Below are 20,803 nucleotides of genomic sequence, written 5' to 3' on the forward strand. Positions count from 1 at the left end.
ACGATCCGTCCGAGATGCCTTCGTCGATGAACTCGCGCAACCGGTCGGCCGAGGCGTGAGCGTTGCGGCGGTACAGGTCATCGCCGGGCTCGAAGGCTCGCATATCCGCATAGCAGGCACGCGAGAGGGTCGCCATCTCGTCGCGAACTCCGTTGATATGGCTGATGATTCGTTCTCGCGGTGTGTCCGCCGCGCGGGCTTGCCGATCGATCTTCTCGGCTCGGACACGAAAGACGCGCTCGAGCGTTTTGATGATCAGCTGCTCCCGACTGGGCGCGACGGAGTACAGGGTGGACTTCGAACACTGCAGCCGGCTGGTGATTTCGTCGATCGTCAGGGAGCCGAAGCCTTCGGCCAGGATGATGGTTTCCAGGCGCTGCAGGATCTCGTCGCGCCGCTCCTCGGTCATCCGGCGCACCGTGCCCGTCCGGCGTGGGCTGGTCCGCGCAGCTGGCATCGATAATCCTTCGCTTCCGACTCTCCATGGCTCGAAATTCAGGAGCTCATCGTACAGAGGCTCTTGACTGGGTACCCATTTGGGTACAAAATTACCGCGAAACGTACCCATCTGCTGAAGGATTCCAATGCCCGAATCAACGGCGATCGAGCGGATACGCGAGGCCGACAGCTTCTGCGAACTTTTTCAGGCCACGGCGGCGGCCCGCGCCGACCAGATCGCGCTGCGAACCTCGGATGGCGCGGTGTCGATCACCTGGCGGGAATACGCCCGGCGAGTCCGGCGCATCGGCGCGGGCCTGGCGGCGCTCGGCGTCTCCCACGGCGACATCGTCGCGATCATGCTGACCAACCGCCCCGAATTCCACCTGGTCGACACGGCCACCTATCACCTCGGCGCGACCCCGTTCTCGATCTACAACACCAGCAGCATCGAGCAGATCGGCTATCTGTTCACCAATGCCGAGAACACCGTCGTCGTGTGTGAAGCGCAGTTCTTTCCGAAGGTGCTCGAGGCACGCCGTGACGGCAAGGTCCAGCACGTCGTCTGCGTCGACGGAGATGGAGACGAGATCATCAGTCTGGCCGAATTGGAGTCGGCCGGACGCCCGGACTTCGACTTCGAGGCCGCGTGGCGGGCAGTGCGGCCCGATGACCTGCTGGCGCTGATCTATACCTCCGGCACGACCGGACCGCCCAAGGGCGTCGAACTCACCCATCGCGCCCTGCTGTATTTCACCGAAGCCGTGTTCGCCATCCCCGAATTCGCCGCCGGAGCCTTCGGCGGGCGGCTGGTGTCCTATCTGCCGGACGCGCACGCGCTGAACCGCTGGTTCGGGCAGTACGCAGCGTCGGCCGCCGGAGCGACGGTCACGACCGTGGCCAACAGTGGAGAACTCATCGACGTGTTGCCCACGGTGCGGCCGACACTGTTCCTGGCGGTTCCGATGCTCTGGTACAAGCTGCAGGCGGCCGTCGAAAACGCAGTGGCGGCAGAGAAATTCCCGCGCCGCTCCATCGCGTCCTGGGCGCTCGATGTCGGACGTCGCGGGGCCGCGCACCGGCTGGCGGGCACGGTCCCGCCGCTCCACGAGCGCCTGCGGCAGCTGATCGCCGATCGCCTGGTGCTGTCCGGCCTCGCCGCGAAGCTCGGACTCGACCGAGTGACGCTCGCACTCACCGGCGCCGCGCCGATCGCTCCCGAGTCCTTGGAATTCGTTCTCGGACTGGGTATTCCGTGCTGTGAAGGCTGGGGTATGTCGGAAATCCTGGTGACCACGATCAATCCGCCCGGCGCGATCCGGCCGGGGACGGTCGGCACGCCGCTGCGCGATGTGGAGATCCGGCAAGCCGAGGACGGCGAACTGCTCGTGCGAACTCCGGGGGTCATGCGGGGATACCGCAATGATCCGGTGCGCACCACCGAAACGATCGACGCCGACGGCTGGGTGCACACCGGCGATATCGGCTCCCTCGACGCCGACGGATACGTGACGATCGTCGACCGCAAGAAAGAGCTGATCATCAACTCCGCCGGAAAGAACATGTCACCGGCCAACATCGAGAACGCGGTCAAAACCGCATGCTCGATGATCGGTTGCGTCGCCGCCATCGGGGACCGGCGCAAGTACGTCACCGCGCTGGTCACACTCGACCCGGACGCTGGCGCGACATTCGCCCGCGAGCGCGGCCTCGCCGATGGATCGGCGGCGAGGCTCGCCGAACATCCGGAGGTCCGGCGCCTCATCGACGAGGCTGTCGCGCGGGCGAACGCGAAGCTGTCACGGGTGGAGCAGATCAAGAAGTTCACGATTCTGCCCGTGTACTGGGAGCCCGGCGGAGACGAGGTCACCCCCACCCTCAAACTCCAGCGCGGCCGGATCTCGGCGAAATACGCGAACGAGATCGACGCGCTCTACACTACGAAAGAGGGTGCCTGAGATGGCCCGACCATATGTTTCACCACAAGGCTTGCGCGGCAAGGTGATTGCCGTCACCGGCGGCGCCCGTGGCATCGGCCGGGCGACCGCGGCGGCGTTCCTCGCCGCCGGCGCCGCCGTCGCGATCGGTGACATCGACGCCGGGCTCGCCGCCCAGACCGCCGCCGAATTGTCCGCCCGCCCCGGCGCCCGCATCGTCGGACTGCCACTCGACGTCACCGACGCGGACTCCTTCGCGAGCTTTCTCGCCGCCGCCGAAGCCGAGCTTGGCCCGCTCGACGTGCTGGTGAACAACGCGGGCATCATGCCGACCGGACTGTTCTCCGACGAGGATCCCGCGATGACCGCGCGGATGGTGGATATCAACGTGAACGGCGTACTCATCGGCTCCCGGCTCGCCGTGCAGCGGTTCCGGCGACGGGGCAGCGGACACATCGTCAACATCGCATCGCTGGCCGGGGTGACGGTACTGCCGGGTCTGGCCACCTACTGCGGGACAAAGCGTTTCGTGATCGGGTTCACCGAGACGCTCGAGCGGGAGCTGCGCACCGATGGTGTGGCCGTCACGCTCGTATTGCCGGGCGTCGTCCGTACCGAGCTGTCCGCCGGAACACGAATGCCCAAATGGATGACAGGCATCACGACCGTCGATCCCGAGGACGTGGCCGCTGGAATCGTCGCGGCGGTCGCGAAACGCAAGCGGCGAGCGGTAATTCCGAAATCGCTCGGCCGACTTCTCTCATCGATGGCGATCCTGCCCACCACCGCGCAGTATGCGCTGCTACATGCACTGAAGATCGACGTCGGTGCCATGCACGTCGATCCCGTACTACGGGAGCGCTATCACCGGCGGCTCACCGGTGGCGCGGCATGACCGGCAAGATCGAGGTGCTGTCGCCGGTCGATGGCACAGTACTGGCAACGGTACCCAGCGAGCGGCCCGAGGCGGTGGCCGCGATCGTCCGGGAATTGCGTGAGCAGCAACGGGAATGGGAGGCGATCGGTCCCGCCGCCCGGGCCGGCTGGCTGCGCAAGCTGCGCGAGTGGCTGCTCGCAGAACGGGATCGCATCGCCGATGTGCTGCAGTCCGAGTCGGGCAAGCCGCGTGCCGAAGCGGAAATCGAGCTGCCGTTCGTGGCCGAGGCGATCAGCTACTTTGCCCGGCACGCCATGGAGTTCCTCGCCGACGAACGCGTCCGTCCGTCGGGACTGCTGAGCACACCGAAGCGGATGATGCGGATCCACCGTCCCTTCCCGGTAGTGGGTGTGATCTCCCCGTGGAACTTCCCGCTGCTGATTCCCGGCGCGGATGCGATCACGGCCCTGCTTGCCGGCGCGGCGGTGCTGCTCAAGCCGTCGGAGGTGACACCGCTGACGGCGCTGGAACTGCAGCGCGGCTGGCAGGAGATCGGGGCGCCGGCGGTGTTCGCGGTGGTCACCGGCACCGGCGAGACCGGTGCCGCAGTGGTCGAGAACGTGGACTACGTCCAGTTCACCGGATCCACCCACACCGGGCAGGCCATCGCACACCGGTGCGTCGACCGGATGATCCCCTACAGCCTGGAACTCGGAGGCAAGGATCCGGCGATCGTGCTGGCGGACGCGGACCTGGATCGGGCGGTGCGCGGAATCGCCTGGGGCGCACTGCTCAACTCCGGGCAAGCGTGTATCTCGGTCGAACGGGTATACGTCGAGGCGCCGGTCTACGACCGCTTCGTCACGAACCTGGTGGACTACATCGCCGGGCTGCGCCAAGGCGACGACACCATGCACTACTCCGTCGACATCGGCGCCATGGCCACACCGGCCCAGCGTGCGATCGCGCAGCGTCACATCGACGAGGCCGTCGCGGCCGGAGCCACAGCGCTCATCGGCGGCGGTGACGCAGGCGGGCCCTTCCTCGCGCCAACCGTGCTCGTCGACGTCGACGAGTCGATGACCTGCCTGCGCGAGGAGACCTTCGGGCCGACCATCCCGATCGTGAAGGTCGCCGACGCCGCCGAGGCGATCCGACGCGCGAATCAGTCGGTGTACGGCTTGTCCGCATCGGTGTGGACCCGCGATCCGGCCCGCGGCGCGCAGATCGCCCGTGCGCTGGAGGTCGGTGCGGTCAACATCAACGACACGGTCACCAATCTCTTCGAGATGGGACTGCCGCACGGCGGGTGGAAGCGGTCGGGATCCGGCGCACGATTGGGCGGAGCCGCCGGCCTGCACAAATACACGCGTCAGCAGGCGGTCACCGCGCCGCGCATCCGTCCCCTGCCTTGGGAACCACTGTGGTACCCGTACGGCCCACGGAAGGCGCGAGTCGTACGCCGGTTGCTCGCCGCGGTCGCCACGACCGGCAGCGCGTCGATGTGGCGACTTCCGGCGCGCACCGCGCGGACGTGAAGATGAAGCGCTGTCTGCGGAAGACCGCGTTTGCGACCACGCTCCGCATCGAAACCCTCTTTCGTGGGTCGCCGAGCGCATCGGATGACGGAAGTAGGTTGGCTCAGCACTGTCTGAGAGTGCATGAGGTTCTGATCGGTTCAGCTGGAGGCACGGACGATGTCAGGTAATGCGGTAGCGGTCGGGCGTAAGGGTATGGCGCGGGTCCCGGGCGGCGTGTTCGCCATGGGTTCGCTGGATTTCTTCCCTGAGGAACAGCCGGTGCGTGAAGTTGTGGTGGAGCCGTTCTGGATCGACATCCACCCAGTGACGAACGCGGCATTCCACCGGTTCGTGCGTGAGACGGGATATGTGACGATGGCCGAGCGAGAAATCGACCCGGCGAACTTCCCCAGTGCCGATCCCGCAGACCTCGTGCCGGGCGCATTGGTGTTCCGTTCGCCGGGCAAACCGGTGCCACTGGATGATTGGCACCTGTGGTGGTCCTACGTTCCGGGCGCGAACTGGCGACATCCGGGCGGGCCGGGCACAAATCTGGATGGGCGCACGCACCACCCCGTCACCCACATCGCCTACGCCGACGCCGCCGCCTATGCCGAGTGGGCCGGAAAGACGCTGCCGAACGAGGCCCAATGGGAGTTCGCCGCCCGCGGCGGATTGGACGCGGCGACCTTCCCGTGGGGTGCGGAGTTCGCCCCGCGGGGGCGGCGGATGGCCAACACATGGATGGGCCGGTTTCCGTGGGAGTTCTTACCGGGCAAGGGCCAGACGACGCAGCCGGGCACGACCAAGGTCGGCACCTACCCGCCCAACGGGTACGGACTGTTCGATGTGGCGGGCAACGTGTGGGAGTGGACCACCGACTACTTCCGTCCGGAACACCGCGCTCCGGCGGGCTCGTGCTGTGCACCCGCGACCAGTGCCGCACGCGCTGATGCGCCACCAGAACCGGAGTTCGGTGAGCGGTTCCCGCGTCGCGTGGTCAAGGGCGGTTCGTATCTGTGCGCACCGAACTATTGCCTGCGGTATCGGCCCGCGGCGCGCCAGGGCCAGACCGAGGACACGGCGACGTGCCACCTCGGGTTCCGTTGCGCCGTGTCCGAATGACCGCCCGACCGCAGCGACCCGGCACTACGGCCGCGACCAGGAGGCACCGTCATAGGCCATATCGGCTGGCCACTTTTCAGTTTCTGACTGCGCTTCGGAAACTTCGATTCGCTTGACGCTATGGCCCTACATCGAATTGATATCGAAAGGTTAGTCATTTAATCATGGACCGGTACGACGAGCAGTCTTCGCTCGAATCCAATTCCACTCCTCATCCTCCCGGCAATAAGTTATCCAGGCGTTCCATTCTGGGTGGCTTCGCCGCGGCAGGAGCAACTGCCGCCGCCGTCCCGCTGATGGCCGCGTGCGACAAATCCAAGAACGACACTCCGCCCGGTTACGGAACCGGGATCGACGACGGATTCCACGGCAAGGTCGAACTCGACGTGCGCGACTCCAAGCCGGACTGGACCCCGTACGAGGTCAAGAAGGCACCCGACGGCGCCCCGAATGTGCTGGTGGTGCTGTTCGACGACGTCGGGTTGGCATCCTGGTCACCGTATGGCGGCCGGATCAATATGCCGGTACTGCAACGCCTCGCCAACGATGGGCTGACCTACACCCAGTGGCACACCACGGCCCTGTGCTCGCCCACCCGATCCTGCTTCTTGACCGGCCGCAACCATCACGTGAACAGATTCGCGTCAATCGTCGAGGGCACCAACGGTTTTCCCGGCGCGGCGGGCCGCCTGCCCGCACAGTGCGCGACGGTCGCGCAGGTGCTCCAGGACAACGGCTACAGCACGTTCTGGCTCGGCAAGAACCACAACGTGCCCGAAAGCGACATCTCCAGCGGAGGCACCAAATCGGAATGGCCGCTGCAGAAAGGTTTCGACCGCTTCTACGGGTTCCTCGGCGGTGAAACCAACAACTGGTACCCGAACCTGGCGGAGGACAACCGGTTCATCGAGGCACCCTACAGCCCGGAGCAGGGCTATCACCTGTCCAGGGACCTGGCAGACAACGCCCTCAAAATGCTGCGCGACCAGAGGTCGAGCAACCCGTCCAAACCTTGGTACATGTGGTTCTGCCCCGGTGCCAGCCACGCGCCGCACCACAGCCCAGCCGAATACGCCGACAAATACAAAGGCCAGTTCGACGACGGTTACGAGGCGTACCGGGAATGGGTACTCGAGCGCATGATCGACAAGGGCATCATGCCGAAAGGCACCGCCCTCACGCCGATCAACCCGCTGCCCAAAGACGTCGCGCTCGCAGCGGACGCGGTGCGGCCCTGGAATTCGCTCGATCCCGACGAGAAACGATTGTTCTCGCGGATGGCAGAGGTGTTCGCCGGGTTCTCCGAGTACACCGACGTCCAGATCGGGCGCATCGTCGACTATTTGGAGCAGACCGGGCAGCTCGACAACACCGTCATCTTCTACTGCGCCGACAATGGCGCTTCCGGCGAAGGTTCGCCGAACGGGTCGGTCAACGAGAACAAATTCTTCAACGGCTACCCCGACGATCTCGCCGAGAACATGCGATATCTGGACCGGCTCGGCAGCCCCGACACCTACAATCATTATCCGACCGGCTGGGCCGCAGCATTCTCCACTCCGTTCCAGATGTTCAAACGCTACGCACAGTTCTCCGGCGGCACCTGCGACCCGATGGTGATCCACTGGCCCAAGGGAATCAAGGCCAAGGGACAGATCCGGCACCAATACCACCATTGCACCGACATCGTGCCGACCATTCTGGAGGTCACCGGCATCCAGATGCCCGATGAGTTCCGCGGGGTGAAGCAATACCCGATCAATGGTGTGTCGATGCGCTACAGCTTCGACAACGCCGACACGCCCACCACGAAGAAACGCCAGTATTACGCCATGCTCGGCACCCGCGGCATCTGGGAGAACGGCTGGAAAGCCGCGTCGCTGCACGCCGCCCTCGGCAACAAGGGCCACTTCGACCAGGATAAATGGGAGCTCTACCACGTCGACGAGGACCGCTCCGAATCCAAGAACCTCGCCGACCAGTACCCCGACAAGCTCGAGGAACTGATCAACGCCTGGAACCAAGAAGCCCACGACAACTACGTCCTGCCCCTCGACGACCGTTCCGTCGTCGAACAACTCGGCGTCCAACGACCCAAACCCGAACCGCCCCGCGACCGCTACGTCTACTACCCGGGTGCCTCGCCGGTCCCCGACGCCGCCGCGGTCAATGTCTGCGGCAGGTCCTACAAGATCGTCGCCAACGTCGACCTCACCCCCGAAGCCCGAGGCGTCATCTTCGCCCACGGCTCCCGCTTCGGCGGACACACCCTGTTCATCAAGGACCACAGGTTGCACTACGTCTACAACTTCCTGGGCATCCAACCCGAACAGGACTTCGTCGCCTGGGCACCGCTCCCTCCGGGCAAACACACTCTCGGCATGGAATTCAGCCGCGAAGCCTCTGGGCAACACGGCGAATCCGTAGGCACCACAACGCTGTACATCGACGGCCGACCCGTCAGCAAGGACACGATGCGCGCCCAACCCGCCAGATTCGGCCTCGCCGGCGAGGGACTCAGCATCGGTTACGACAGTGGCGACACCATCTCCCCGCAATACCAGAGCCCCGCCACGTTCGCCGGAGGAACCATCCAGAACGTCACCGTCGACATCGGCAAGGAATCCTTCAACGACCTGCAAAAGGAAGCCGAGGCCGTGTTGGAGGGAAACTAAGCTTCGAACGCGATCTACTCACACCGGGGCGGCCGATCCGGTTGCACCCCACCAGCTCTATCAGCGTCAAGGAAGTTGTAGGTCAGCCGCGCTGCAGTTTCGTTGTTCGATCAGATGGGCTGCACGACATCGCGAGCATGGTGGGGATGGTGCTGAACCACTTCTGATATTGAGTCCACTCGGTGGCCCGTGACACGGGCACCGGCCCGTCGTATCTGTTCGGCCAGCCAACCGTGCCCACACCCCAGGTCCAAGACATCGAGATCGGCGACCGGACCCAGCTGAGACCATAAGAACTCATGAATTCGCCGATAGAAGCTGTCGGCAGGACCCGACACCGTCGTGGTATATCTGTCGGCGGCGATCTGTCGTCGCTGGTCATGTGTCTGGTTCACTGCGTTGGGCCGGGTTTGGTGCACGTGAATTGCATGACGTCGATGCGGCCGCGGCGGGCGTAGTCGGCGCATCCGGTCAGATACCGGATGTAGGCGTTGTAGGTGTCGGGTCCGGCGAGCTCGATGGCGCGGTCGCGGTGCTCGTGCAATGCATCGGCCCACTGGTCGAGGGCGGTGGCGTAGTGCGGCCCCATCGACTGCATGCCGGTAACGGTGAATCCGGCGTCTTCGGCGTATGCGGTGACACCTTTGGGGTCGCGTCCGCTTGGGGGCAGCAGCGGGCCGCCGCCGAAGATGGTTTCGGTGAGGAACCGGATGAATGCGTCATCGATGCCGGTGTGCTGAATTCCGTATGCACACAGGTCGTCGCGGTTGTCGCCGACGATGGCCTGCAGCAGCAGCACTCCATCGGCGCGCAGTGTGCGGTAAGCGAATTCGAAGAACTCGCCGTAGCGGTCTCGTTCGAAGGGGTCGAACGCACCGATGCACACGATCCGGTCTGCGCGGCGGTCGAATTCCTCCCAGCCTTGCAGCCGCACCCCACCATAGGGGCGCCCTCGGACCACCCGGTCGACCAGCAGATTCCGCACATACCGGTACTGGTTGCGGCTGGGAGTCAGCCCGATCACATTCACCCCGTAGGTGTCCATGGCGCGCAACATGGTCGTACCCCAGCCACAACCGACATCCAACAAGGTCATCCCCGGGCGCAGATCGCACTGGGCCAGAGCGAGGTCGATCTTCGCCAACTGGGCTCGTTCCAAGGTGTCGTCCGGGTGGGGCCAGAACGCGCAACTGTAGGTAAGGGTCGGGTCGAGGAACAGTGCGAAGAACTCATCCGGCAGCTCGGCGCGGGGTCGTACCTCTGCGAAGGTCGGCTCCCCCGATAGATCGGTGACCTTTCGATCAGCCTTGCTGAGGCTCTGGCGGCTCAAACGTCTTCCTCCTGGTATTGCTGTGCGAAGCACTTCTCCCTGTGCCCATGACACAGCGGAAGCGATAGACTGACGGTCTCAATCTGAGACGCGTCATCCACTGAGACGGCCGCCACCATGGGTTGAGCAACAAGCACCGAGGTATGAGCAGATGCCGGATCCTCGAGCCGACGTCGCCGTGAGCCCAGAAAAGGCGCGCGAACAATTCCTCACGGTGGGTTCGCTCGATTTCCCGCCGGTGCGCGACACTGTGCTCAATTCGTGGTGCCGATCGCGCGCGCTGCAGATCCATCCCGACCGTGTGGAGCTGCCTTATGTGCGGGAACCGAATCTCGACTCCCCGCTGGTGAGCGCCGCTGCGCCGGTGCTGCAGCGGCTCGCGAGCGATCTGGCCGACCAGGCTGTCAGCGTCATCCTGACCTCGTCGGATGGGCTCTTGCTCGAGCGCTGCGCCGCCGATGCCACAATCATGCGCACACTCGACGGTGTGCAACTCGCTCCCGGCTACAGCTATGCCGAGGACTTCGTCGGCACCAACGGAATCGGCACCACGCTGGAAACAGCCACCCCGACGTTCATTCGTGGCGGCGAACACTATCTCGGCACCCTCGGCGGGCTCGCGTGTGCCGGCTCGCCCATTCGCCACCCGCTGACGCGCTCGGTGCTGGGCGTCATCGATCTCACCTGCTGGGCCAGCAGATCCGATCCGCTGATGCTCGCCCTCGCCAACAGCGCGAGCAGCCAGATCCAGGACCGGCTCCGCGTGCTCGCCAGCGAAACCGAGACCGCGCTGCTGGAGACATATCTGCGCCAATGCCGCCAGTATCCGCTCGGCGTGCTCGCGATCGGTGGCGACGTGGTGCTGATGAACCACTACCTGCGCCAGGCTCTTGACCCGCGCGACCAAGGGGCGTTGCTGCAATATTCGACCGACCTGGTTCGTCCCGGGGCCGTCGATACCCTCCTGGCCCCGCTGCCGAGCGGTCAGACCGCAAAAGTGACAGCAGTCGAACGTATTTCGATACGTGGCAGCAACTTCAACATGGTCCTGCACGTTCAGCTGATCGTTGACCACACCGTGCACCACCCGGTCGCACACGGCACGCTCGCATTGCCCGGCATCGCCGGTAGCAGCAGCTCGTGGCGGCGCAGCTGCCAGCAGGTCGAACGCTGCTGCCGGGATCGCGAATGGGTGGTCATCGATGGCGAAAAGGGTTCCGGACGAACAAAACTCGCGAAATCTGTCGTCGCGCACGTCAGCCCCGGCAAGATGGCCCGGGTGCTGCAGACGGCCGACTTCGCCGACACCGAGGGCCTACTGGCCGCGCTGCGCGCCGAAACCAGCAACAGTAATTTCAATGTTGTCATCAAAGATATGGACTGCCTGCCGACCGAGGCGGTCGAGCCGATCGCGAACATACTCCAGACCTGCGCCGGTCGCGGATGGATTGCGGCAACAATGCATTCGGCCACGCCCGCTACGGCTCTCGATTCGCTGCTGCCACTGTTCGGCCAGACCGTCGGCGTGCCCGCGCTCCGGCACCGCATCGAAGACCTCGAAGAGCTGGTCCCCTTCCTGCTGGGCGAGCTGACCAAGGGCGCCGAAGTCCGGCTTGCCCCGGACGCCATGCGCCAGCTCAACAAGCTATCGTGGCCAGGCAACGTCGCCCAACTACGCCGGGTATTAGCCGAAACCATTTCACAGCAGCGATCCGGTCTGATCCACATCGAGAACCTGCCACCACAGTGCCGTGCGCTGACCCGCCGCAGACTGAGCCGGATCGAAGCACTGGAACGCGACGCGATCGTGCGCAGCCTGCAGGAGAACGGCGGCAACAAGGCCGAAGCCGCCGCGGCACTAGGGATATCGCGGGCGACTATCTACCGCAGGATCAAGGACTTCGGCATCGAGTAGGCATAGTTGCCCCGGGTCGCGCTGCCCCGCCACTGGTGGTGCCGCCAACGCCCTGCGAGCACTCTGCCCGACCATTTCGTCGACGATGTCTGCAATGACCCCGGCACCGATCGCCGGAAACTTATCGGCAAGCCGCTGGACGAGCTCCTCGATCTGCTGATTCTCATCATTTGCTGCCATCATCCATAGTTGCCCCCACCATCGGCGCAGTCGATCAGCCCTGTGGTAATCTAGTCCGCGCAGTATTGCACGCATGGTAGCCAGTCCGCTCAGTGAAACTGACTATGCGCCTTGATGATTGGTGATGCGGCCGAACGCCGGAACGTGGTGCCTCGAAGGCAGATCGCCCACCTCGACCTCGCGCTCCGGCAATGCCCGCCGTCAACTCCTCCTCATCCGCCGCAACAACGGCGGGTGCCGGCCGCTCCCCCAACCAGCCCGGCCACGAGCGCGGCGATAAGCGATGACAAGATCGAGAATCATTGCGGTGCAATGACTTCGACCGGGATTACCTCGCGAGAGCGCGGTCCCGATGCGGGTCGCGGGAGGAGGATGGTGGCCATGAGGGCCCACCCGGCCGTCACAGATCGCAGACAGAGAACAAACCTAGCGCGGTGCGGGTCCCGCCGATTCGTGCCGAGGAAGGGTGCGCATCATGTCGACGCCGACCACACCGAGCATCGTATTCGCCCACGGCTTGTGGGCCGATGGGTCCTGCTTCAGCAAGGTGATTCCCGCATTGCAGGCGGCGGGACACGAGGTGGTGTCCACGCAGAACAGCCTCGACACCCTGGAAGGCGATGTCGCCGCGGTCAGGCGGGCGCTGGGCCGGGTCAGCAGCCCGGCCATCCTCGTCGGTCACTCGTACGGCGGCTCCGTCATTACGGCCGCGGGGACCGATGACCGTGTCGCGGGGCTCGTCTACATCGCCGCGCTCGCCCCGGACGCGGACGAGACGTCGCAGAGTCTGCAGGCCAAGTTCCCCACGACGGATGTGTTCGCGCACATCGAGATCGCCGAGGGTCGCATCTGGTTGCGGTCGGACGGTATCGAATGCTTCGCGGGCGATCTCTCCGAACAGGAACAGCAACTCCTGCTGGCCACCCAGGGCGTACCCGCCGTGGACCTCTTCGACCAGCAGGTCGCGGGCACCGCGTGGAAGTCGAAACCGAGCTGGTACATCGTGGGCAGAAACGACCGCACCGTACATCCGGAGCTGGAGCGCTTCTGCGCAAAACGCATGGACGCCGGCACCTACGAGGCGGACAGCAGCCACGTCCCCATGCTGTCCCAGCCCGGTCTGGTGATCGACGTGATCCGCACCGCCGCGAAATCCTGTTCGGGGGCGTAACCAGCCCCGTACCGCGGAAACAGCTTTCAGCAGGCGTTTGACAAGAAATTCAAGCGACTGCTTGACTTTCGTCGTGCGGGAACAGAAGACGGATTTGCGGCGGGAGACCGGGCAACGGACGCGCGAGCGGTTACTGGCCGCCGCGCTGGAGTTGCTCGCGCAGCGGGGACAGGAGGGGGTGACACTGCGCGAGCTCACCGAGAATGCCGGAGCCAATGTGGCGGCGGTGAGCTATCACTTCGGATCACTGAAGGCGCTGTGTCATGCGGCCATCGAACAGGCGTTGGAGCGGTACCTGGACGCACAGATCCAGGAGCTTGTCGCGGTGGAATCCACTGCGACGCTTCAGGACTTGGCCGCGGCGTTCACGCGGCCGATGATTCGCGCGCTTGCCGCCGGTGGGCAGGACCTGGCGGTCATGCGGACGGTGGCGCGGGTCGGAATCGACCCGCCGGCGGGGTGGGATCGATTGAACGAGAAGTTCGATCGGACCCGCGCCGAGAGCCTGCGGGTGCTCACGAACCACCTGCCCGAGATCGACGAGCAGGAACTGATCTTCCGGACCCGTTGTGCGGCCGGACTTTTGAACTGGCTCGCGCTGGCACCCATCGGCGCCGAGCTCGCCGCCGCACCCACGGCGGAGATCGAGCGGTTGCTCGTGCCCGTGGTGGCCGGAGCCTTCCACGGCCACGAGCACACTGCCTGACCAGGCCGAACAAACCCCTCCCCCAAAACAATTCAAACGATCGCTTGACAAGCCTTCTTATGCGGCAGAATATTTAATCAAGCGTTTGATTTTCCCCAAGGAGAGCGCAATGACCACCACCGCCGAAGCCGCCGTCCGCGCCGCCTACCACGCGGCCGAGGGCAGCGTCCTGGACGTGCAGGGATTCAAAGACCTGTTCACCGAGGACGGCGTATTCAACAACATCGTCGCCGGAGAGACCTACCGCGGTGAACACCTCGGAGACCTGGTCGTCTTCATGGGCCAGCTCGCCCCCGACATCCATCGCAACCTGCACCGATTCCACGTCATGGGCAACGTCGTCGCCGTCGAACTGACCATCGAGGGCACCTTCAACGGCCCGTTCCAGACGCCCGCCGGAACCATCCAGCCCACCGGCGCCAAGCTGGCCATCCCGACCGCCGACTTCTGGTACATCGAGGACGGCAAGATCAAGGAATTCAACTGCTACGTCGGCGTCAGCGTCATGCTCGCCCAACTCGGCATCCAGCCCGACTTCGCCGGCGCCGTGGCCGCGTCCACCGCGGCAGTCAGCTGACCCGACCTACCGTCGACCTCGGGTGCGCGCCTTTCCACTAAGGCGCGCACCTGTCTGTCTGCCCCGAATACCCCGGTAGCGCAGCTACTTCCGCACCGCAAGGACTTCCCGTCCTGAAGACACGACTCGGCTGCCCATGCGGCGAATACATCCGCGCCACACGAGAAGACCCGCGCCCATCTCACCCACAACCGTCCGTGCACGACTACAGCCGCGGGGAAGCCCTCTTCATCGCACGTCGACGAAGGCCACCACCTCCTCGGCGGTCAATGGTGTCGGGCCGGTTCGTCAGCGCGGTATGCGGAAACGGATATCACAGATCACGGTGGTTCGACTCGCCGAGGTCAGGAGCGCCGAGCAGGGTCACACATTCAGGTGATGGAGCGTCCAGGACCGACTGTGGATACTCGAGCTTGATCCGGCTTTCAGGTGGCCCAGGCCACCGATTGCCTCCATTGCGAGCGAAAGCTAATTCCATGTCTGTCACGATCGATGTCTTCAACACTGGATACCTGCCCATCGATGGTGGACCGGGGTGGGATCCGGACACTGCGGCCACCTGGCCCGCGTCGACCGCCACGCTGATCTCCGGTGCGCGCGACGCCATCCTGGTCGACGCTCTCATGACGGTCGAGGAAGGCCGCCGCCTCGCTGCGTGGATCAGCGAAACCGGCAAGAACCTCACCAGCATCGTCGTCACCCACGGTCACGGCGACCACTTCTTCGGCGCGGGCCCAGTCCTCGAGGCATTCCCCCAGGCCCGGCTACTGGCTTTGAACACCACCGTCATCGAGGAAGCGCGCTACAACCTCGGACCCGAGGTCCAACAGAACTGGATCGCCTGGTTCGGCGATCGGTTCGACCGCCGGCCAGCACTCCCGCAGCCGGTGGATTCGGACACGCTGACCGTGGACGGCCATCCGGTGCACTTGGTCGAAGTGGGGGGCGCCGACGGTGTCCTCAATACCGTGGTCCACATTCCAGAGTTGAATACCGTCTGCTCCGGCGACGCCGTGTACAACAACATCCATATGTGGCTGTGGAATTCGACTCCCGACAGCCGCCGGACGTGGTTGGCGACCATCGACAAGATCGCCGACCTGCGCCCCGCCACGATCATCGCCGGACACCGGGACCCCGGCGCGCCCGACGACGACGCCGAACGGCAACTCGCACAATCCCGTTCCTACATCGAGGCATTCGACCGTGCTGTTGCCAAACTGTCCTCGGCACAGGAGGTTATCGATGAAATGACCGGCCTTTTTCCCGGCTACGGGAATCCCTACACGTTGTTCGCCGCCGCCTATTCCCAATTCCAGAACTGATCGCCTGCACGGAAGGAGAGATCGACCCGACATGATCGGGTCGAGTCGGTGCCGGTCGGGCAGCACCCCCACCAGCGTTCAACTGTCGGTGTGGACGATCTCGATATCGCTGAATGTCATTCCGATCAGCACCGGGATACTGCGCCGCCATCCTGGTAGCGCGGCACGATCTCCCGGTCAGTCGCGAAGGCAATCCCATCGATCGTTGCATAGCCGGACAGGATGTGAGCCGCCCGAAGATCTGGGAGTTGTAGTCCAGCCGGCGCAATAGGTGGGTGTCATCGATGCACAGAGCCTGCAGGCGATTGTGGGTTGCAATGCGATCCGGATAGGAACACCAGATCCACTGCGACACGCCCGAGCCGGATCGATAAGGGGCCACCGATTCGAGGGTGAATCCGGGCCATCCGAGTAGGAAAGGCAAGTTCGGGTAGTTCCACACGTGGCGGTGCCGGGCGTTCTGGCCGCGCAACGGCCATAACGGCGGTGTGGATGAAAGCTTCACGCGACCTACCCTTACCCAGTTAACTATAGTTATATATAGTCAGATAGCCGCAAGAGTAGATCAGGGAGGCAGACATGACGACAATCGAGGGTGCGATCGCCCTGGTGACAGGCGGGCAGCGCGGGCTGGGCCGCGCGCTCGCACAGGAGTTCCTGAACCGGGGCGCGTCCAAGGTGTACGTGACCGCACGCAAGCCGGAAGCGAGCGACGATCCGCGGGTCGTGCCGTTCGAGCTGGAGGTAACCGACCCGGATTCGATCGCCGCAGCGAGGGAGCGGGCCGGCGATGTGAGCATCGTGGTGAACAACGCGGGCGTGCTGCGGCCGGGCCCGCTATTGCGGACCGAGATGGCGGATGTGGTGGAGACGTTCGAGACGAATGTCTTCGGGCCGCTGCGGATCGCACGGGCTTTCGCACCTGTCCTCGCGGCGAACGGCGGTGGGGCGCTGGTGGATATGCACTCGGCGCTGTCCTGGAGCTCGGGGGCGGCGGCGTACGGCGCGTCCAAGGCCGCGCTGTGGTCGATCACCAATTCGCTGCGGATCGAATTGGCGGAGCAGGGCACACAGGTGGTCGGTGTGCATCTCGGATTCGCCGACACCGACATGGTGAAGGCCATCGCGGTGCCGAAGATCGGCCCGGCAGAGGTCGCCGCGGCGGTCGCCGACGGGCTGGAGCAGGGAGCGTCCGAGGTGCTCGTCGACGAGTTCACCAGACAGGTGAAGGCCGCGCTGTCCGGGCCGGTCGAGGGCCTCGCTTTGCCATTCGCTCGCTGAAAATCTTCTCTTTCAAGGGAGTTCATCATGCCGCTGTGGCACATCTATCACTCCGCCGACACCTTCACGGCCGAAGACAAACAGAACTTCGCCAAGGACATCACCGCCTACTACGCGCACTTCGGGCTGCCCGAGTTCTATGCGGTGGCGCTCTTCCACGAAGTCCCGGCCGATTCCTTCTACGTCGGCGGCGTACCGACCCCCTCCGTGCGAATCACCATCGACCATCTGGCACGCCAAGTCGACGACCCCGATATGCGCAAGCGCATGAGCGAGCGCCTGCACGACCTCATGGCCCCGTACACCCACGACCGCGGGTTGCATGTCGAATTCAATATCAACGAGGTGCCCCGGGACACCTGGATGATCGCGGGACTGTTCCCGCCCCCGCCCGGCAGTGATATCGAGCGCGGCTGGGCCGAGACGAACAAACCCATTCCCTACTAACCAACGGGAAAACACGCACGCTCATCGGTATTTCCGTGCCTCAGCCACCCTGGATCGGAGCCGAACTCAGCTGGCGGCATGCTGATTCATCACGTTCGCGAGCTGAACGCGTGATCGCACACCGAGTTTGGCGAATACGGACCGCAGATGGGTTCCGATGGTGTTGGTGGATACAGCGAGTTCGGTGGCCGCGGATCTGTTGGTATTCCCCGCCGCGATGAGTGTGGCCACGCGACGTTCGGTCGGTGTCAAGGCATCCCACCCGGTCGTGGCCACGACGGCGGGTGCCTCGCTCGACCATTTCGCGCGCCGCGCGCCGGCCGAGCGCATTGTGCGCTGCACCTCGATGCCGGCAACCCCAGAACACCGGCCAGATCATCGAGTTCGAAGTAACGCCCGAGCGATGCCGCCACCGTGACGACCTCACGAGCAGAACCCGACAGCCCCCTCAGCCGATCGCGCACGCCCTCCACGACGCGCTGCCCCGGACGCCCGCTGCCAAGCTGCAGTGCGTCCGGCTCGGGCATCTGCACCCGCCGGTCCTGCTCGAGCCGGGCGGGTAAACGTGTGCGGTGAATCGGCACGCCTGGTATTCCGTCGTCGCCCACATCCGGCAGCCGAGGGGGCAAAATTCTCCCTGGGCGAAGGTCCGTACTGGTCACACTGAATGTGTACGTGTTCGGGACGACGAGGTGCATCACCTCGATCGGGTGATTGGGGTGACGGCGGGTGCGCTGAGGCCCGCACTCACTCATTCAGGTGAGTGCGACAGCTATATCGACTGCTGCAGGGTGAGAACATGTCGAGCGCCCAGCAGCCAACGGAGTGGTTACAGACCGGGGATGGACGCGAGGGAGGTTTGATGACCAGGACGCACATAATCGTGCTGCCCGGCGGTGGATACGCCGAACACGCACCGCACGAGGGAGAACCTGTTGTCGAATGGCTGCGCTCCATCGACGCTCGGGCAAGTGTCTTCCGATATCCGCTCAATGTCCGACACCCGGTTCCGTTGCAGGCCTTGCGTGCCGAGATCCGGCGCCGACGGGCCGAGGGCGCACACCGAGTCGGGGTCGTCGGATTCTCCGCCGGCGGCCATCTGGCCGGACTGGCCGCCTTGGCGCCCGGAGCAGACACCGACGAAGCAGTACAGTTCGCCGTGCTCGGCTACCCGATCACGTCGATGGAGACCGAGACCTATCGTCCTGCCCGGCTGATCCTGCTCGGTGCGGACGCCAGCCCGGAACTACGCCGGTCGACCTCGCTGGACGCCTTGGTTTCGCCTCAATCACCACCGTTTTTCGTCTGGCACACCGCAGAGGACGCCTACGTAGCGCCCGAGCACACCTACCGATTGGCTTCTGCGCTGGCCGCGAACCATGTACCCCATGCAGTGCATGTGTTCCCGCACGGTCCCCACAGCCTCGGCCTGGCGCGCGGCGCCGGTGACGCCGCGATCTGGACCACGCTGGCCGATCAGTGGATCCATGAACAAGTGCGGGCCTGACGGAAATCTCTGATGGCAGCCCGCACGACCGAGTTCCCGTCTATCGCAGCGGGCACAGGCACGAATTCGACTGTACCCAAGTCAGTTTCGTGCGAGGTCGATACAGCCATTCAGCTCCGGCGGCAGCTGACCGCCGAGCAATCGGATGAGGGTGGCCACAGTCGCTGTCAGAAGTTGGGGCGCAACAGCTTTCGTGTAGTCGCAGCATGCACTCGTTCGCGGCCCCTGCGGGAATTCCCAGCGGTCAGGCTTTGCCAGCGGCGGCGATCTCGGCGAGTTGGGCGCGCGCGGCGGTAACGAGTTCCGCATTGGTATCGGCGTGACCCGCGAGGCCCCACCCGCCGGGGACAGCCTCGGTCAGCAGCACCCAGGTCCGCCGCCATTACGGCGTGCACACCGCGATGCCTTACAGGATCGTCAGTTTGATGTGGGCCCAGGCGTTGTTGCCGTATCCGCGGGGATTCCATACGGATGCCAGGGATTCCGGTTGGGTGGCTCCGGCGTCGTCCCAGGCGCGGGCGGTGATGTTCAGTGGCCCGGGTCGCATGTCGACGGTCAGTGACCACGGCCGCCACGCCCACCGGCCGGGTGCGGGGTGCAGGTCTGCCTGCCGCCAGCTGCGGCCGTCGTCGACGGAGACGTCGACCCGTCTGATGCCGTGGCCGTCGCCGGCGATTGCCCATCCACGAACGGTCCGGGAGCCACGCGGAATCCGATCGCCCCCGGTGGGCACGAGGATGTCGCAGTTGAGCGCCAGCGACGATAGCGAGATGCCCTCGCCCGGTGCGACCGCCTCTGGGTCGGCCTCGGGCGGAAGAATGCGGTAGTCGAGGGCCTGAAAATAGTTCTGTGATGGGACCGGTTGCACGGTGACGGCGGTGACCCATTTGACGCTGCGAGCCCCGATGTAGCCGGGCACCACCACACGCACCGGGCCACCGTGAACGCGCGGAAGTGGCTGAGAATTCATCTGCCAGGCCAACAACACCTCCTCGCGGAGCGCCTTGGTCAGCGGGATGGAGCTGCCGTAGGACTGAACCGGCCGGGCCTCTTGGGCCACATCGGGCGCAGCGAATGCGACGTGCAGCCGGTCATCGTGGTGCACCCCGGCCGCCTGCAGTACATCGGCCAGCCTGGGCCCGGCCCACTCGGCGGTCGAGATCGCGCCGTGCTCCCATGGCTCCTTGCCGGGGATCGGGCGCACCGCCAGCAGTTCAGCGCGCCGGTTGCCGGCACACGCCAGCGTCGCTACCACGCTGTGTTGCTCAAAGCCGGTCGTCAGCTGGTCGTAGGTCACGGTGAGCGGATTGTCCACCCGTCCATCGACGCCCAACCGCCACTGCTCGGTGGGGATGTCGGGGAACGGACCGTGATTGCGCGCATAGAACGCGTCCACCGCGGTGATTTCGCTGCCCGCCAGCACCGATGGCGGCGGCTCGGCGTTGAACGGCAGCCGTCCCCGCACAATCATGTCCTCGCGCTTACCCCACATCTCACCGCCCCGGCAAGGAGTCGTCGCGGACTGCGACTGCGACTTCAATCCTATCGCCGGTTGCAGGGGATCTGCTCGTAGTCGACTCCGAGGCGGCGCGGTGTGCTTCGGCGTAGGAGAAGCCCCTAGCGAGCAGCATTTTGTCGGGGCTGAGACCGGTGCCGGGCACCTGGTTGCGCTTGAAGTCGGCCATCTGCTCGATGATCATCGCCGCCATCGGCACCTAGCGGCGCGAAGGGCTTCTACTGCCGACCGCGGTTCCGGCGGTGAACACCAGGCATGGACCAGATTTCGGCGCGG

Annotated in this window: 18 protein-coding genes and 1 pseudogene; 13 read left to right on the forward strand and 6 right to left on the reverse strand. The window is 64.9% G+C overall.

Annotation, left to right across the window (positions count from 1 at the left end; translation table 11 throughout):
• A partial coding sequence (locus ABZW16_RS20165; RefSeq protein ID WP_354957459.1) for a TetR/AcrR family transcriptional regulator occupies positions 1 to 457 on the reverse strand: 457 nt, incomplete at its 3' end.
• Positions 458 to 584: 127 nt separating this feature from the next.
• Here ABZW16_RS20165 and ABZW16_RS20170 point away from each other — a divergent pair.
• From ABZW16_RS20170 to ABZW16_RS20190, 5 genes are all read left to right on the forward strand, one after another.
• Entirely contained in the window at positions 585 to 2,396 is a 1,812-nt protein-coding gene (locus ABZW16_RS20170) for a long-chain fatty acid--CoA ligase (protein ID WP_354957460.1), read from the forward strand.
• 1 nt (position 2,397) lies between these two features.
• Positions 2,398 to 3,270 (forward strand): SDR family NAD(P)-dependent oxidoreductase, encoded by an 873-nt coding sequence (locus tag ABZW16_RS20175; protein WP_354957461.1) that lies wholly within the window; start codon positions 2,398 to 2,400, stop codon positions 3,268 to 3,270.
• Positions 3,267 to 4,790, forward strand: coding sequence for an aldehyde dehydrogenase family protein (locus ABZW16_RS20180; RefSeq protein WP_354957462.1), 1,524 nt, complete (start codon positions 3,267 to 3,269; stop codon positions 4,788 to 4,790). The genes ABZW16_RS20175 and ABZW16_RS20180 overlap by 4 nt, the downstream gene beginning before the upstream one ends.
• A 159-nt stretch (positions 4,791 to 4,949) precedes the next feature.
• Positions 4,950 to 5,897 (forward strand): formylglycine-generating enzyme family protein, encoded by a 948-nt coding sequence (locus tag ABZW16_RS20185; protein ID WP_354957463.1) that lies wholly within the window; start codon positions 4,950 to 4,952, stop codon positions 5,895 to 5,897.
• A gap of 296 nt (positions 5,898 to 6,193) precedes the next feature.
• A complete protein-coding gene (locus ABZW16_RS20190) occupies positions 6,194 to 8,572 on the forward strand; it encodes an arylsulfatase (protein ID WP_354957464.1) in 2,379 nt (792 codons plus the stop codon).
• 391 nt (positions 8,573 to 8,963) lie between these two features.
• Here the strand turns inward: ABZW16_RS20190 and ABZW16_RS20195 are convergent, their stop codons facing one another.
• Positions 8,964 to 9,902 (reverse strand): class I SAM-dependent methyltransferase, encoded by a 939-nt coding sequence (locus ABZW16_RS20195; RefSeq protein ID WP_354957465.1) that lies wholly within the window; start codon positions 9,900 to 9,902, stop codon positions 8,964 to 8,966.
• A 151-nt stretch (positions 9,903 to 10,053) separates the two neighbouring features.
• Between ABZW16_RS20195 and ABZW16_RS20200 the strand changes: the two genes are divergently transcribed.
• The 7 genes from ABZW16_RS20200 (at position 10,054) to ABZW16_RS20230 (ending at position 17,504) form a co-directional block, all read left to right on the forward strand.
• Positions 10,054 to 11,817, forward strand: coding sequence for a helix-turn-helix domain-containing protein (locus tag ABZW16_RS20200; RefSeq protein WP_354957466.1), 1,764 nt, complete (start codon positions 10,054 to 10,056; stop codon positions 11,815 to 11,817).
• Between the two features lie 655 nt (positions 11,818 to 12,472).
• The gene (locus ABZW16_RS20205) at positions 12,473 to 13,168 is read left to right on the forward strand and encodes an alpha/beta hydrolase (RefSeq protein WP_354957467.1); all 696 of its coding nucleotides are present in this window, start codon (positions 12,473 to 12,475) and stop codon (positions 13,166 to 13,168) included.
• Positions 13,169 to 13,241: 73 nt separating this feature from the next.
• Positions 13,242 to 13,874, forward strand: a complete 633-nt coding sequence (locus ABZW16_RS20210) for a TetR family transcriptional regulator (RefSeq protein ID WP_354957468.1) — start codon at positions 13,242 to 13,244, stop codon at positions 13,872 to 13,874.
• A 109-nt stretch (positions 13,875 to 13,983) separates the two neighbouring features.
• Complete coding sequence (locus ABZW16_RS20215; protein ID WP_354957469.1) at positions 13,984 to 14,451, forward strand: nuclear transport factor 2 family protein; 468 nt, start codon at positions 13,984 to 13,986, stop codon at positions 14,449 to 14,451.
• 476 nt (positions 14,452 to 14,927) lie between these two features.
• Positions 14,928 to 15,776: an MBL fold metallo-hydrolase gene (locus tag ABZW16_RS20220; RefSeq protein WP_354957470.1), complete on the forward strand. Its 849-nt coding sequence runs from the start codon at positions 14,928 to 14,930 to the stop codon at positions 15,774 to 15,776.
• A 579-nt stretch (positions 15,777 to 16,355) separates the two neighbouring features.
• A complete protein-coding gene (locus ABZW16_RS20225; RefSeq protein ID WP_354957471.1) occupies positions 16,356 to 17,057 on the forward strand; it encodes an SDR family oxidoreductase in 702 nt (233 codons plus the stop codon).
• A 27-nt stretch (positions 17,058 to 17,084) separates the two neighbouring features.
• Positions 17,085 to 17,504, forward strand: coding sequence for a tautomerase family protein (locus ABZW16_RS20230; RefSeq protein ID WP_354957472.1), 420 nt, complete (start codon positions 17,085 to 17,087; stop codon positions 17,502 to 17,504).
• Between the two features lie 66 nt (positions 17,505 to 17,570).
• On the opposite strand, the gene ABZW16_RS20235 is transcribed toward ABZW16_RS20230, so the two are convergent.
• Positions 17,571 to 17,834 (reverse strand): helix-turn-helix transcriptional regulator, encoded by a 264-nt coding sequence (locus ABZW16_RS20235; protein ID WP_354957473.1) that lies wholly within the window; start codon positions 17,832 to 17,834, stop codon positions 17,571 to 17,573.
• 532 nt (positions 17,835 to 18,366) lie between these two features.
• On the opposite strand from ABZW16_RS20235, the gene ABZW16_RS20240 reads away from it, so the two are divergent.
• Entirely contained in the window at positions 18,367 to 19,011 is a 645-nt protein-coding gene (locus ABZW16_RS20240; protein ID WP_354957474.1) for a prolyl oligopeptidase family serine peptidase, read from the forward strand.
• Between the two features lie 244 nt (positions 19,012 to 19,255).
• Here ABZW16_RS20240 and ABZW16_RS20245 read toward each other — a convergent pair whose 3' ends face one another.
• The 3 genes and pseudogenes from ABZW16_RS20245 to ABZW16_RS20255 all read right to left on the reverse strand — a co-directional run.
• Positions 19,256 to 19,378 carry a hypothetical protein gene (locus ABZW16_RS20245; RefSeq protein ID WP_354957475.1) on the reverse strand — a complete coding sequence of 41 codons (123 nt, stop codon included), beginning with the start codon at positions 19,376 to 19,378 and terminating at the stop codon, positions 19,256 to 19,258.
• Between the two features lie 39 nt (positions 19,379 to 19,417).
• Entirely contained in the window at positions 19,418 to 20,503 is a 1,086-nt protein-coding gene (locus ABZW16_RS20250; protein ID WP_354957476.1) for a sulfite oxidase, read from the reverse strand.
• Between the two features lie 94 nt (positions 20,504 to 20,597).
• Positions 20,598 to 20,726, reverse strand: a pseudogene (locus ABZW16_RS20255) (catalase); the annotation flags it as partial.
• Positions 20,727 to 20,803: the final 77 nt, after the last annotated feature.

Origin of the sequence: Nocardia sp. NPDC004604, assembly GCF_040609795.1 — a bacterium.
In the GTDB taxonomy this organism is placed as follows: domain Bacteria; phylum Actinomycetota; class Actinomycetes; order Mycobacteriales; family Mycobacteriaceae; genus Nocardia.